The organism is Streptomyces sp. NPDC127177 (genome assembly GCF_042672475.1).
GTDB lineage: Bacteria > Actinomycetota > Actinomycetes > Streptomycetales > Streptomycetaceae > Streptomyces.
In genome coordinates, this window is record NZ_JBHXUW010000025.1 from 43,231 (window position 1) to 57,610 (window position 14,380).

Here is a 14,380-nt window from a genome sequence, read left to right on the forward strand (position 1 = left end):
AGATACGTATCCGTCTGCGCGTGCCGATCGCCCTTGCGGTGACGACCGCGATAGCGATGGCGCTGAGCCTGCCCGCGCAGGCCGAGGAACCAAAGCCGCCCAAGGGCGCGGCGCAGGGATGGAGCGACACCACCCAGCCGCAGAAGAAGCTCTCCCTGAAGCCCTCCGCGATCCCCGCGAAGGACCGCGCCGGCCTACTCGGCAAGGGCTACGAGAAGTCCGCGGACATCGCAGTCACCACGACCGGTGACGGCACCGGCTTCCACCTCCTTGCGGGCAAGGAAAAGGACGGCTACCAACTCCATACGGTGGCTAGTCTGTTCGAGGAAGGCTTCGCCTCTGATACCTGGATTGGCAACCACTGCGTCACCGAGTCCGGGAAGTACGCGGCCGTCTCGTACGCGCCGCGGATGTTCACTAACAAGCCTGAGCTGATGGTGCGCGGTGCCTTCACCGCGGTGGTCGACCTGACCTCGGGGGAGGTCACCAAGCTCCCGTTCCAGTCGTCGCTCGCCTACTTCTCGCCCGGCTGCGGCCAGGGCGATCAGGCGGTGTTCACCCAGCTCACCCATGATGGTGACGACAAGCAGCAGACCCGTCTGATCACCGTCGACGCGGCCACCGGCAAGGAGTCGAAGCCGGTCACGCTCGCCGGCCAGGTCACCTCGGCGATCCCCACCGACGCGGGCATCGTCGCCGCCCACGGCAACAAGCTGGTACGAATCAACGGCACGGCCGGGAAGACCCTGGCATCCACCAACACGGTGCCGTTCCAAATCACCGTCGACGCCGACGGCGGTATCACCTTCATCGACCGTGAGTTGGACAGGAAGGCGTCCGACAAACCGGCCGCCTGGGCCAAGCACCTGGACCGTACGAAGGTGAGCCAGGGCAAGAAGACCGAGCCCGTCACCGTCGCCTCCGGCGGGCTGCACGCCTGGGACCTGACCCGCTCGGCACGCGGCGAGGTGTTCGTTACCGGTGACGCCACGTCCAAGGCCCTGCCCGAGCGGGTGCACAACCCCGGCAAGCTCCCCATGGGCGCGGCGATCTCCAGCCACGCCCAGGCGGCCCTGACCACCACCTGGTCCGATGGGAAGACCACTCTGGTCAACCCGGAGGACGCCGCCAAGCCACGCCCCGCCCGTACGGCCCTGCGCATGCTGGACTCGGGCAAGTCCGCAACCCTAGACCTGCGCCCCGGCACGCACCGCGTGGGCGACAAGGCACAGGGGCAGTCCCTGTCCCCCGCTCTACCCACCGGCGGCCCGGTCGACTCCGGCCCGGGCACGGGCAGGAAGATCACAGGCGGCCTGTCCACGCAGACCGTCCGTACCCAGGCCCTCACCGCGCAGGCCGACAACCCGAGCGAGGGCACCGGGGAACGCTACTGCGCGGTGGCCCGCAACGACGTGAAGAAGCAGGCGTTCCAGCCCACTCCGCGCCAGGTCGAATGGGCCGTGGACCAGGCCGTCGTCGGCGAGCTGAACTTCTACCGGTCGCCGAACTGGAAGAACACCGGCACCGGCGGCTACCAGCCCCAGGGCCTGTTCCCGCCGACCGTGCTCGCTGGGGACCCCAACGGCACCCTCGACAACGAGGACCCGGACGTCACCGACAAGTGGCACATTCCCGCGCAGGTGATGCTCGGCATCACCGCGCAGGAGTCCAACATGTGGCAGGCCACCCGCTACGCTGTGCCCGGTGTCACCGCAAACTCCCTGATAGGCAACTACTACGGTGTCGACTACGCCGCCTCGGGCGAGCAGCTCGATCCCTGGCGGATCAACTGGGCGGACGCCGACTGCGGTTACGGCATCACCCAGGCCACCGACGGTATGCGCCTGACGGGCAAGACCAAGCCGGGCGAGACTGCCCTGTCCACACTCGCGCAGGAAGCCGTCGCCCTCGACTACACGGCGAACGTCGCCGCTGGTGTACGAATCCTGTCCGAGAAGTGGAATCAGACCTACAACGCCGGGATGAAGATCAACGGCGGCCACCCCAAGTGGATTGAGAATTGGTTCTTCGCCCTGTGGGCGTACAACTCCGGCTTCTACGACACGCCTGACTCCCAAGGGCACTGGGGTGTCGGCTGGACGAACAACCCGGCCAACCCGCTGTGGAAGGCCAACCGCGTTCCGTTCCTGCAGAGCGCGTCCAACCCGGCGGGGGACGACTACAGTCACGCCGCGCACCCGCAGGACTGGCCCTACGAGGAGAAGGTGATCGGCTGGGCGGCCCGTCCGATCTCGGCGATGTTCGCGCCCGGTGACTTCCAAGCCGGCTACCGCCCCGCCTGGTGGACCAGCAACGAAGACCGGACCAACGCCAAGCCGCCGCTTGACCTGTTCTGCAACGGGTCGAACTACTGCGACCCGTCCAAGATCGGCGACAACGACTCCAACGACCAGGGCATGGGTGCCTGCACCGCCGACTCGGGCGACAGCGACACCAACCCGCACTGGCTGCACTGCTGGTGGAACGAGGAGATCACCAAGGACCAGTGGAAGGACTGTGAAAGCCTCGCCGAGTGCGGAAACGGCGTCCACCGCTTCACCACCTCCTACGGCGAGCAACCGGACGCCGGCTCATACCCGCCGAACTGCTCCATCGGATCCCTGCCCGCCAACACCTTGGTGGTCGACGACCTGCCCGACGGCACCATCCCCGCGGGAGCCGACACCAGCCGCGGCTGCGGAGCGGTTAAGTCGAGCGGCACATTCGGCCTCAGCTATGCGCCGTGGGACACCCAGATGGATCTCACCAACGACGGTACGGACAACCCGACCACTGTCACCACGTATCCCGGGAAGATCGACACGCACCAGATCGGCGCGGGCTACGGCAACCACTTCTGGTTCGCACACACCCGTTCGCCAGAGTCCTATCCGGCCAACGCGAACCGTTTGAAGGTCACCGGCACCTGGAAGCTGAACGCTCCGCTGACCAACACGACCCGCCAGGCGCAGGTCTTCGCGCACATCCCCGACCACGGAGCGCAGACCACCAACGCCGTCTACCGGATCCAGACCCCGACCGGGGAACGGACAGCCCATATCTCCCAGAAGTCGAACCAGTCCAACAAGTGGGTCGGCCTCGGCGCCTACACCTTTGGCGAGCAGATCCCCGAAGTACGTCTCGACAACTTCAACGGCGGCTCCGGAGACGCCGACATCGCCTTCGACGCCATCGCCTTCGTGCCAGGAACCTTCAACGGCATGAAGCTCACCGGCAGCATGACGGCCGACCCGACCGCTCCAGAGCCGGCGCCGGTCGAGCCGAACGAGGACATCACCGACGGCCTCCTCTCTGCGGACGGCAGTTCCTCGGCAAACTCCGCCACGGCGGCGGCGATGGCCGCCACGAGCACCGCGTCATGCTCGACGGTCAACCACTCCCTCAGCCGCAAGCGCACCACCGCCTGTATCCACAGCGACTACGGCATGACGGAGTACTCGAACACCGTCCCGATCGGAAGCGCGGCTTTCGACCTCTACATCACGTACTACCTCGACCCGAAGAGTGCCGAGTTCTCGCAGGTCACCATGATCCGGCTGAAGTCGATGGACGGTACGGCGAAAACCGCAACCTTCGACTACGCGGCCAAATGCCGCGGTTACTGCAACGTCACCAGCGTCGACTGGAACGGATCGAAGACCTTCGCCAAGGGCGACACGCTCCTACGGACCGTCACCACTCGGTTCAAGTGGACGCCCAGCGGTAGCAAGAACACGATCACCCCGTACTTGTCTCTCGGCGGCAAGGTCGGCAGCACCACGGTCGTGAATCCGTCCGAATTCGAGAACGCCAAGCTGGCCATCCGCTGCGACTCCGCAGTCGCCAACGCGGGTACCGGCTGTGTGTTCTCCGGCTACAAGCCGACATATGTCATGAACTCCAAGAAGTTCCCCGGGGCCGCGGCACACATCGACTTGATGTGGCGCAAGACCAACATCAAGTGGGGTCAGCGCAGTAGCGGCAAGTCGCTCACCTACCTCGGCAATAAGAAGGTACCCGGTAGTACCCGTCTCCAGAAGACCGTCAACCGGGAGAAGCTCTGCACGAAGAGCTCCACGAACTTCACCCCGTACGAGGTTCCCGGAGACCCCTATCAGGGCACGGGGCTCTTCAGCGACCTGTGGACCACCGATTCGGGAACCGCGAAGACGGACTCCATCACCTGCGACGAGTTCTCCTTCGCCAACTCCTTCCAGAGCGCGGGCAACATGACCGGCCCGAACCCAGTCAGTACCAACGGCAGCGAGTGTGTGCAGACGTACCTCAAGCGCAACTCCGACGGCACTATGAGCCTTCACCTGCGGCCGGACTTCCCGGACCCGGTCTGGAACGAGCCCTGCGGCCGGTCCAGCATGTCGAAGTGGCAGAACACCCAATCCATGCAGCCCTTCGGCGGATTCATCCGTGAACAGCGGCTGATGGAAGACGACGACTACTGGGTCGACCTCGACGGGTTCACCCCCTAACAGAACCCCACACAGGGAAGGGCCCCCACGGAAACCCAAGACCATCCGTGGGGCCCTTCCCTGTGTGCCTCAGGGGAGGCTGACGCAGCCATCTTGGATCCGCTGACTGGTTTCCTCCGGACCAAGAATTCGCTCCAGATCCTCAAGAACCGATGCGAAGAATTCCGACAGATCCGGGAAGAGATCCATGGTCTCTACGTCGCCGTCACTCCACTGCCCCACCGAACCTGTCTCTGCGTCGATGAAGAAGCCATACATCTCACCACACGCATAAGACTCGGCGGCGAAAGGAATCCATTCCTTCCTCCAATAGCTCTCATCCTCGCTCGGACCAGGCATCATCTGATGATGCAGCCGCTCGATACTCGACAGAGGCAGCAGCGCCCATCCGCCAACGAGGAACTCGCCTTCTGGGCAAGAACCCGTCAGGCCGTTCGACCCATCGAGCCGGGTGACGGTCCCGTTGTTGACCTTCAGATAAGCACGCAGATCCTCCGGGAACCGAACACCTACCTTCTTCTCCCCAGCCGCGATCTCCTCCTCGCTCGCCGCATCCCCCAGAGCACGGTGGCTGACCGGGGCATACTCACACAGCCAGGACACAACCCGCTGCCACGACTCACCTATATCACTCGGCACGCAGACCTCCATCAAAAACCTACTAATCACGTTGGAGCATTCGCGCGGCAGGGAAGATCCTGCCCCTGCGTCACAAGCAAATTCCAGCACAACGGCCAGTTCACGCCCACACCGCACCCTCTGCTGTCTATGCTGACATAGTCAGGAGGGCCTACCAGGATTGGGTGCGGCTCCTTCCCGGGGACGGCTGAGCTGGGGCGGGGTGCGGTGGTCTCTACCGTGCGGGTAGAGGAGGCGGTGCCGGATGGGCTCTTTGTTCGGGGAACTTGAAGCGCGGCGGGCGGCGGTGCGGGCGCGGGTGGAGCGGGCAGGTCGCTGCGTTGACTGGACGGCTGGGGGCGGAGCGGGGGCGGCTGGACCGGTTGACGGTGACGTGGGAGACGCTGGAGGAACTCTCAGCCGAGGGAGCCGCGGTGGACGCGGTCGCACGATCGGCGGCGGTCGAGCCGGTGGGCGGGGGCGGAGTGGTCGGGGTGCAGACCGTGACCGTCTGGCGGAGGGGATGACCGGTGCGGATCTCCCGCCGATCTGACCGTCTCGATATCGCCGGTGCCCGCTGGGGCCTCGCCGGCGCCGAAGCTGTCCTCGGATTCCGCGCCGTCCACACCAACGGCGACTTCGACTCCTACCTCGCCTACCACCACACCCGCGAGCACCAGCGCACCTACCCCGACCACGAAGAAGTCAACGACCCCACGCCCACGCCATACAGGTTAAAGATCAAGCTAAAGGTTGTTGCAGAACGCCTGGGATGGGGCATTCCTCTTGTATGGGTGGGGTGTTGCGGGCTGAGTCGTTGTGGGTGGAGACGTTCACCGGCTTGCGAATGGGCCGGTTCGAGAAGTTGGTGAAGGTAGTACGGGAGCGGTGCGGAAACGATCCTCCCGCACCGCAGAAGAGCCGGACGCCCACTCCTGCGCGGACAGGAGGAGGACAACGCCGAACACCGACGCGTCCGCGCCCGCGTCGAGCACACCTTCGCCCGCATGAAGAACTGGAAAATCCTCCGCGACTGCCGCCAGAAAGGAGACGGACTCCACCACGCCGTCCAAGCCGTCGCCACCATGCACAACCTCGCCATGACAGGCTGACCAGCAGGTCAAACGCCATCCCGGCCTGCCCACACCCACCCTTCTGCAACAACCTTTAGGCCGTGTATCGGAAGTGATCGTGTGCATAGGGTGTCGGCATGTCGCTGAGCCACATAGCCCTCTCATCTGGCCGTTCGATCGAGCTCACCGAGCTCCGAATGTCTTCGACCTACGGGGGGATGTTGGAGGGCTACCCGTGCAAGCCCATCAACGACATGAAGGTCAGCGGCCTCCAGCGGCAGGCTGAACATGCGGCCGCCATAGCCCCCGTCCCGCAGGATGGTCTTGAGGACCCGGAATATATGCACCTGGTTCCCGCGACCCACCCCGTCTTTCTCCATCTCGTCCAGAAAGCGTTCCACCACGATCGGTGTGACCGAGTTCAGCTTCCGCGACCCGAGGCGCGGGACGATGTGCACGTTGATCGAGCTGTCGACGTGTTCCCCCGTGGAGTAATCCGTCATCTTGCGCTGCCGGGGACGCCACTGCTTCGCGTACTCCTCGACCGTCAGCTGGCCCAGTTCACGGCGGGCCGCCGCCACCGACGGCGCTGTGGTCCTCTTCTCCGCGTACAGCTGCGTGAGGCGTTCGATCGCGTCGTCCTGTGCGCCGTAACCGGACTCCTCGCGCTGCTTGCCGAGCGCGTCCCGGAAACGAATCGAGTCCGGGTGAGGGCAGCGGGTGGGCTTCGCGCAGCCGCAGTCCTTGAAGAAGGACCCCACGCCGCGGGCGAGCTGTCGGGCCATGCGATGGACCATCCGTTCCAGCCCAAGAATCATGCTAAGGCGCCGCACCGTAGGTCGCAGGTCAGCAAGCGGGGACACGTCCGGGACGCATGCTGACCGTTTGCTGACCTGAGGGGAGCATATTATGCCGCTGACCTGCGGAAACGCCAATTAGCTAGATCTTCGACCTGAACATGGTGCGCATCATCAAGCTACTCCTGGACCTAGGCTCCCTGCCTGCGTATATGCAGGTCAAAGGCTGTCCGCCCACTCTACAACGAGTCGTGTCCCCGCGAAGGGCCCCCCAGGTCGTTCCGGACCCGCGCTGACCACTGGGATCGAAGGGCGGGTGCCGTGCTCGGCGCCCGCCCTTCGATCGACTGCCCGGTCACCTGCGGTCAGGCGACCGGGCGCGCCGGTCCACACGCCGGAAGAGGGCAGAAAGCTGCCCCGACCGACGGGTACCCAGTGGTCAGCAGTTCCGGACCGGGTTGGTTTCGCTGGAGATCGCGGTGTCCTTCATGAAGCCCAGCTGGCCGTTGTCGGCGACGGTCATCAGCCAGCGCGTGGGGTGGGGTCCACCGACCCAGTCCTGGCCGTCGAGCTTGCAGTAGAACCAGCTCGGGTTGGAGTACATGTAACCAACGACCTTGCTGGCGTCCGGGTACGAGTGGTTGTTGCCGATGATGCCGTACACCGGCGCGCCCGACACGTTGTTGCAGTACCACCTGATCCCGTCGCTGTCCGGCGCGCAGTTGGTTGCCGCGTGGGCGGACGGCGTCGCTACGGCACCGATCCCCACGCTCAGCGCCACCGTCGCCAGGGTTGCTCCCAGCGTCCTGCGTATACGCATGTGTGTCTCCCCCGCTGTCGCTCGTGGTACGGCACAATGCTCATGGCGTGCCGTCAGGTCATCGAGAGAGACGCGGCGACCGCGCGGAAGGTTCCGTCCCACTTCCGAAACAGGCGCTGCCGGGCGGGCGAAGTCTTGTCCCGGCTGTCGTTCAGGTCGTGGCCGGTCCATCTTGCGCTCGCCGATGCGCCGCTGAGGGCCGGAGCGATCTGCCGTTCCGGGCCGGCCGGCCGACTGCGGTCGGATCGTGCGGGCGCCCCCGCTCTCACCCGGTCGGGTCAGTGTCCTGGGCTTCCGCCGCGGGGACGGATTCACCGGCCCGCGAGGTCCGTCCCCCCTCCGACCTGCGGCGCCCACGGCCGTCGGGCGTCATACGCCGTGCCGGTGCCCGCGATCCCCGTCAAGGCGTTCAGGTCATCCCGTATGCCCTTTTTCCCGACACGTCTTAGCCTGCTGACACATAGTCGACAGCCGGCTCCGTCGGCGGAGGGCGAGCTTCCATGGCTGAGCAACGTGAGAAGTCCGGAATCGTCAGCGAGTTGTGCGCCGAATTCGCGGGCACGATGATCCTCATCCTGTTCGGATGCGGTGTCGTGGCCCAGGTGGCGGCCGGTGGAGATCTCACGGATCCGACCGGCGGCCTCGGGGACCACGACAGCATCGCCTGGGCGTGGGGGCTGGGCGTAACGCTCGGCGTCTACGTGGCGGCGCGGCTGAGCGGGGCCCATCTGAATCCCGCGGTGACCCTCTCGCTGGCCGCCTTCAGGGGGTTCCCGTGGAGCAAGGTGGCTCCCTACGCGCTGGCGCAGACCGTCGGCGCGTTCGTGGCCGCACTCCTCGTCCGCTGGAACTACACCGAGGCGCTGGCCAAGGCCGACCCCGGACACACCATCAAGACGCAGACCGTGTTCTCCACACTGCCGGCCAACGGCAACGCGGCTCTGCCGGTCCACGAGTGGGGCGCGTTCCGTGACCAGGTGATCGGCACCGCGATCCTGTTGCTGCTGATCATGGCCATCACGGACCTGTTGAACACCCCGCCCGGCTCGAACATGGGCCCGTTCATCATCGGCCTGGTCGTGGTCGCGATCGGGATGGCCTGGGGAACCAACGCGGGCTACGCGATCAACCCCGCCCGTGACTTCGGCCCCCGGCTCGCGAGCTTCATCACCGGCTACAACGGTGCGTGGCGAGATCAGTACGGAAATCTCTACTTCTGGGTGCCCATCGTGGGCCCGCTCGTCGGAGGTCTGCTCGGCGCGGGCTTCTACAAGGTCTTCGTCGGACGGTTCCTGCCGTCCGCGGTACCCGAACCGCCGGGACGCATCCCGGCACCCAAGGACTGAGCACACCGGCCGGAGAGGCAGCACATCATGGCGGACTTCATAGGCGCGGTGGACCAGGGGACCACCAGCACCCGATTCATGATCTTCGATCACGGCGGCAACGAGGTCGCCAAACACCAGCTGGAGCACGAGCAGATCCTGCCCCGCTCCGGCTGGGTGGAGCACGACCCGGTGGAGATCTGGGAGCGCACCAACTCGGTGATGCAGAACGCGCTGCGGCACGGCGGTCTGTCACCGAGCGACCTGGCGGCCATCGGGATCACCAACCAGCGCGAGACGACGGTGGTCTGGGACCCGCGCAACGGTCAGCCCTACTACAACGCCATCGTGTGGCAGGACACCCGTACCGACACCATCGCGGCAGGGCTCGACCGCTCGGGCGCGGGCGAGGTCATCCGCCGCAAGGCAGGTCTGCCGCCGGCCACGTACTTCTCCGGCGGCAAGATCCAGTGGATCCTGGAGAACGTCGACGGCGTACGGGAAGCGGCGGAGGCCGGTCACGCCATCTTCGGCAACACGGACGCCTGGGTCCTGTGGAACCTCACCGGCGGGCCGGACGGCGGTATCCATGCCACCGACGTGACCAACGCGAGCCGTACCATGCTGATGAACCTGGAGACCCTCGACTGGGACGACGAACTCCTCGGATTCTTCAACATTCCCCGGGCGATGCTTCCCAAGATCAACCCCTCCTCGCACCCGGAGGCCTACGGCTCCACCCGCACCTCCCGGCCGTTGCGTGCCGCCATTCCCATCGGCGGAGTCCTCGGCGACCAGCAGGCGGCCACCGTCGGCCAGGTCTGCTTCTCCCCCGGCGAGGCCAAGAACACCTACGGGACCGGCAACTTCCTGCTGCTCAACACCGGCACCGAGCTGGTCCGCTCGCAGCACGGCCTCCTCACCACGGTGGCCTACCAGTTCGGCGACAGTCCGGCGGTCTACGCGCTGGAGGGTTCCATCGCCGTCACCGGATCCGCGGTCCAGTGGCTGCGCGACCAGATGAAGATCATCAAGTCGGCGGCCGAGAGCGAGGGACTGGCCCGGGGCGTCGAGGACAACGGGGGCATGTACTTCGTTCCCGCGTTCTCCGGCCTGTTCGCGCCGTACTGGCGTTCCGACGCGCGTGGTGCGATCGTCGGCCTGGCCAGGTACAACAACAACGCCCACCTGGCACGGGCGACGCTGGAGTCCATCTGCTACCAGAGCCGCGACGTGGTCGAAGCCATGGAACAGGACTCCGGCGTCCATCTCGACGTGCTCAAGGTCGACGGCGGTGTCACCGCGAACGACCTGTGCATGCAGATCCAGTCCGACGTCCTCGGCGTCCCGGTCAGCCGGCCCGTCGTCGCGGAGACGACCGCTCTCGGCGCCGCCTACGCGGCGGGGCTGGCCACCGGTTTCTGGCAGAACACCGACGAGCTGCGCACCCAGTGGCACGAGTCGAAGCGGTGGTCGCCGCAGTGGTCCGAGGAGCAGCGCGCGGAGGGCTACGCGGGCTGGAAGAGGGCTGTGGAACGCACCCTGGACTGGGTGAAGGTCGACTGACCACGTCCTCGCGACGGCAAGACAGGCCCGGGCAGGGCGCATCCTGCCCGGGCCGTCAGCGCAGCAGGGTGCCGCGCACGGTGATGCCATGTCGGTCACGCAGGCGGCGAACCTCCCACAGGGTGACCGCGGTTACGGAGATCGGCGCCCCGAGCGTGAACAGCATGCGGGTGCCGAACGGGACCCCTTCGTAGGAGCCGGTGAACAGGTCGATGACCGCGAGCTCCCACACCAGTGCGGTGGCCACCAGGGGCGGCACCAGGTCGTGGATGTCCGCCGTGCGGAACACGGTCGCCGTCGACATCACGACGCCGTAGAGCACGAACGGCAGCCACCACAGGAACAGGAAGAGGAACCCGGCGACCTTGACGTAGATGTTGTCCGGAACGATCTCGTCGCTCATGCCCTTCTGGTCCGCGATCTCCAGCGCCACGACCACGAAGACCGAACCGAACAGGGCCAGCATCGCGCCCAGCGGCCTGAGGGCGCGCCGCAGGAACACACGCCGGTTCGGCGGCCGTGACATCGCCACGAAGACCCCCACGACCACCGGCAAGGTCACCGCCATCACCAGCACGCTGTTCCACACCTGGTCGACTCGGTCATCCATCAGTCCCTTGGCGGACGAGACCAGCCGGTAGGACAAGGCGAGCCAGGTGACAGCCGCGAACCCGACCAGCGTACGGATCAACTGGAGCCGCCTGACGGCGAGATCCTCCACCCGCCCCGGACGCGACGGTGTGAAGACACGTCTGGCGAGTCCGATCGGGTTGCCCGCTCGCCGGATCCGCTGCCAAGGCGTCGGCGGATGGGGCGGCTGCGGAGGCCACCCACCCGGTGGTGGCTGCGGCGGACCGTACGGGTAGGGCTGGGGAGGTCCGTACGGGTAGGGCTGGGGAGGTCCGTTCCGCTGTGGGGGCGGTGGGCCGTACGGCCCGGACGGCGGGGGCTGCGGCCCGTACGGCCCGTAGGGCCCGGACGGCGGAGGCTGCTGCGGTGGCAGGCCGTTACCCGGTCCCGGATACGGCCCCAACCCCCCGTTACCACTCACGTCCCGTCCCCCCGCTCCGCCTTCTGTACGCCCGAAGCATAGAGGTCCAGCCCGCCATCTCCACGCGCTCGGCAGCGCCGGATCGCCCGCGCCGTCGTACGCGCCACGCATCCAGCGCGCGCGCCCGCGCCGTACGCCGCCGCCCTACAGGGGTTCGATGGCGCGGTCGGCCCCATGTGGTGAGCCGTCCAGGGCCTGTTCGGTCCAGATGGTCTTGCCGCTCGTGCCGTAGCGGCAGCCCCAGCGGGTGGTGAGCTGGGCGATCAGGAACAGTCCGCGGCCGCCCTCGTCGGTGCTCCGGGCCCTGCGCAGGTGGGGCTGGGTGTTGCTGGGGTCGGAGACCTCGCAGACCAGGACCCGGTCACGGATCAGCCGCAGGGACACCGGTCCGCCCGCGTAACGGACTGCGTTGGTGATCAGTTCGCTGACGATCAGTTCGGTGGCGAACATCTGCTCGTCGAGGCCCCAGGCCTCCAACTGGACGTTGACGTCGGCGCGTGCCGCGCTTACGGCTGCCGGGTCGGCCGGGTACTCCCACGCCGCCGTGTTCTCCTCGGTGACGGTCCGGGTGCGGGCGAGGAGCAGCGTGACGTCGTCGTCCTGGTACTCCGGCGTGGGGTGACCGGCCATCAGCTCGGCGCCGATCTCGTCCGGCGACCGACCGGCCCCGGCCAGTCGTCCCAGTGCGTCGAGCAGGGCGGCCTCGCCGCCGCCGGAGTCCCTGCCGCGGCGGACCAGGCCGTCGGTGTAGAGGGCGAGGATGCTGCCGACCGGCAGCGTCGTGCTGAAAACCTCGAACGGGTTGTCGCCGACGCCCAGGGTCGGTCCCGGAACCACGGGGAGGAACTCCACCCGCCCGTCGGGCAGGGCTACGGCCGGGGGCGGATGGCCGGCGCTCGCCATCTGGCACACCCCGGTGACGGGGTCGTAGACGGCGAACAGGCAGGAGGCGCCGACGGTGTCGGACTCCTGGGCCTCGCCCTCCATGCGCTGGACCAGGTCGTCGAGCCGTGCCAGGAGTTCGTCGGGGGGAAGGTCGAGATCGGCCAGGGTCTGGACCGCGGTGCGGAGCCGGGCCATGGTGGCGGTGGCCTGCAGCCCGTGGCCGATGACATCGCCGACGACCAGCGCCGTTCTCAGCGATGACAGGGGGAAGGCGTCGAACCAGTCCCCGCCGACGCTCACACTGCCGCTCGCGGGCACGTAGACGCCCGCGGTCTCGGTGGCCGTGCTCTTCGTCGTCGACGGGGGCAGGAGGCTCTGCTGAAGGACGATAGCCGTCTGGTGTTCCCGGGTGAACCGGTACGCGTTGTCGATGGCGAGGGCCGTGCGGTGGCAGAGGTCCTGCATGAGTTTGATGTCGGCGTCGTCGAACGGCGAGGGATCGCGGGTGCGGTACACGGAGGCGTATCCGAAGAAACGGCCCCGGTAATAGAGCGGGCAGCCGAGTGAGTGGTGCATCCCTTCCGGCATGTGGCGCCTGATCAGGTACGGGTCGTGACCGAGGATCTCCCGCGAGAGTGCGGCGTCCGCGGCGACCACACCCCCGACGGTCCTGACCGCGATCGTCGGGCTCTCCGGGACTGCGGGCACGGGCTCACCGACCTGGACCAGTGCGGCGGGCCACGTGCCGCCGTGCGCCTGGACGGCCGCCCGGCGCGGGGCGAACGCTTCCTGCCCGGGGTGGCCCAGCGGCGGATCGCGCCCCTCCAGCACATCGTCGGGGAAGTCGACGTTGGCGAGGTCGCCGAGTGCCGGCACCAGCACGGCCACCAGGTCGCGGGCGCTGTGCACCAGGTCGAGTGAGCCCCCGATACCGAGCCCGCTCCGGTACGCCGTCGACAGGCGCTGCTGGGCGCGGTGGCGCCCGGTGACCTCGATGGCGGCCATGGCGATGCCCAGCGGCGCGCCGGCCGGGTCGCTGACCCGGATGCAGGTGAGGGACAGCATCCGGTCGGAGCCGAGTTCACCGAAGGGGTACTCGGCGGCGATGACGGGCATTCCCGTCTCCGCCACCCGGGCCATGAACTCGCGGACGGTCCCGTGGATGCCCGCACCGGGCAGCTCGACCAGCCAGTCGTCGCCGGCACCCTCGGGACACAGCAGATCGCAGGCGGCGTTGGAGCGGACGACGCGCAGGCTCATGTCGCACTCGATGATGGCGATGTCGTCCTGGGCCAGCACGGAACGGGCGAGGACCGAGTCCTGGTCCCATCCCTCCGGTGTTCCTGCCGGCTCCGCGACCACGAGCGTGGTCCCCGGGGTGTCCGAGCCCATCAGCCGGACGTCGGCCTCGATCAGCCGCCCCGAGCTGTGCCGGAGCCGTGTCCGCCCGGTCCCCCCATGGGCGGACGCCTTCCCACGCCCGGGTGCGAGAAGCCGACGGGCAGGTCTTCCGGTCACCTGGTCGCCGGTCCAGCCGAGCAGGTCCGCGGCCGCACTCGACCACCAGCAGATCCGGGCGCGGTCGTCGAGGAGTGCCGCCGCGGCGCGATTCAGCCCGGCGCCCGATTCCTGGTGGTCGCGGCCGGGAGATGCCATCGGTCGTCTCCATGGCGGGAGGGAACTGCGTGCGGGGCGCACCTCTCACCCCAAGCATGCGCTCCCCCGGTGCTTCGGGCACGTCGGGCACCTCGCGCCGGA

At 67.4% G+C, this 14,380-nt stretch carries 8 protein-coding genes and 2 pseudogenes; 5 read left to right on the forward strand and 5 right to left on the reverse strand.

Annotated elements, in window-relative coordinates; all coding sequences use genetic code 11:
* Positions 1-56: 56 nt before the first annotated feature.
* The gene (locus ACFVJX_RS17475) at positions 57-4,487 is read left to right on the forward strand and encodes a hypothetical protein (protein ID WP_384122623.1); all 4,431 of its coding nucleotides are present in this window, start codon (positions 57-59) and stop codon (positions 4,485-4,487) included.
* 69 nt (positions 4,488-4,556) lie between these two features.
* On the opposite strand, the gene ACFVJX_RS17480 is transcribed toward ACFVJX_RS17475, so the two are convergent.
* Positions 4,557-5,126, reverse strand: a complete 570-nt coding sequence (locus tag ACFVJX_RS17480) for an SMI1/KNR4 family protein (RefSeq protein ID WP_384122548.1) — start codon at positions 5,124-5,126, stop codon at positions 4,557-4,559.
* 320 nt (positions 5,127-5,446) lie between these two features.
* On the opposite strand from ACFVJX_RS17480, the gene ACFVJX_RS17485 reads away from it, so the two are divergent.
* Together ACFVJX_RS17485 and ACFVJX_RS17490 are read left to right on the forward strand one after the other, a co-directional pair.
* Complete coding sequence (locus tag ACFVJX_RS17485) at positions 5,447-5,632, forward strand: hypothetical protein (RefSeq protein ID WP_384122550.1); 186 nt, start codon at positions 5,447-5,449, stop codon at positions 5,630-5,632.
* A gap of 360 nt (positions 5,633-5,992) precedes the next feature.
* Positions 5,993-6,217, forward strand: a pseudogene (locus tag ACFVJX_RS17490) (transposase family protein); the annotation flags it as partial.
* A gap of 350 nt (positions 6,218-6,567) precedes the next feature.
* Here the strand turns inward: ACFVJX_RS17490 and ACFVJX_RS17495 are convergent.
* Both ACFVJX_RS17495 and ACFVJX_RS17500 read right to left on the reverse strand, forming a co-directional pair.
* A pseudogene (locus ACFVJX_RS17495) lies at positions 6,568-6,996 on the reverse strand (integrase); the annotation flags it as partial.
* Positions 6,997-7,414: 418 nt separating this feature from the next.
* Entirely contained in the window at positions 7,415-7,795 is a 381-nt protein-coding gene (locus tag ACFVJX_RS17500) for a hypothetical protein (RefSeq protein ID WP_384122552.1), read from the reverse strand.
* Positions 7,796-8,295: 500 nt separating this feature from the next.
* Here ACFVJX_RS17500 and ACFVJX_RS17505 point away from each other — a divergent pair, with 500 nt between their 5' ends.
* Positions 8,296-9,141 (forward strand): MIP/aquaporin family protein, encoded by an 846-nt coding sequence (locus tag ACFVJX_RS17505; RefSeq protein WP_384122554.1) that lies wholly within the window; start codon positions 8,296-8,298, stop codon positions 9,139-9,141.
* 27 nt (positions 9,142-9,168) lie between these two features.
* Positions 9,169-10,686 carry a glycerol kinase GlpK gene (gene glpK, locus ACFVJX_RS17510; RefSeq protein WP_384122556.1) on the forward strand — a complete coding sequence of 506 codons (1,518 nt, stop codon included), beginning with the start codon at positions 9,169-9,171 and terminating at the stop codon, positions 10,684-10,686.
* A gap of 55 nt (positions 10,687-10,741) precedes the next feature.
* Here glpK and ACFVJX_RS17515 read toward each other — a convergent pair whose 3' ends face one another.
* Both ACFVJX_RS17515 and ACFVJX_RS17520 read right to left on the reverse strand, forming a co-directional pair.
* Positions 10,742-11,407 carry a hypothetical protein gene (locus ACFVJX_RS17515; protein ID WP_384122558.1) on the reverse strand — a complete coding sequence of 222 codons (666 nt, stop codon included), beginning with the start codon at positions 11,405-11,407 and terminating at the stop codon, positions 10,742-10,744.
* Between the two features lie 474 nt (positions 11,408-11,881).
* Complete coding sequence (locus ACFVJX_RS17520) at positions 11,882-14,278, reverse strand: SpoIIE family protein phosphatase (RefSeq protein ID WP_384122560.1); 2,397 nt, start codon at positions 14,276-14,278, stop codon at positions 11,882-11,884.
* Positions 14,279-14,380 lie beyond the last annotated feature (102 nt).

Coding starts and splice junctions, on each gene's coding strand:
- ACFVJX_RS17475 (WP_384122623.1), top strand. CDS start 57: ATGGCGCTGAGCCTGCCCGCGCAGGCCGAGGAACCAAAGCCGCCCAAG.
- ACFVJX_RS17500 (WP_384122552.1), bottom strand. CDS start 7,795: ATGCGTATACGCAGGACGCTGGGAGCAACCCTGGCGACGGTGGCGCTG.
- ACFVJX_RS17505 (WP_384122554.1), top strand. CDS start 8,296: ATGGCTGAGCAACGTGAGAAGTCCGGAATCGTCAGCGAGTTGTGCGCC.
- glpK (WP_384122556.1), top strand. CDS start 9,169: ATGGCGGACTTCATAGGCGCGGTGGACCAGGGGACCACCAGCACCCGA.
- ACFVJX_RS17520 (WP_384122560.1), bottom strand. CDS start 14,278: ATGGCATCTCCCGGCCGCGACCACCAGGAATCGGGCGCCGGGCTGAAT.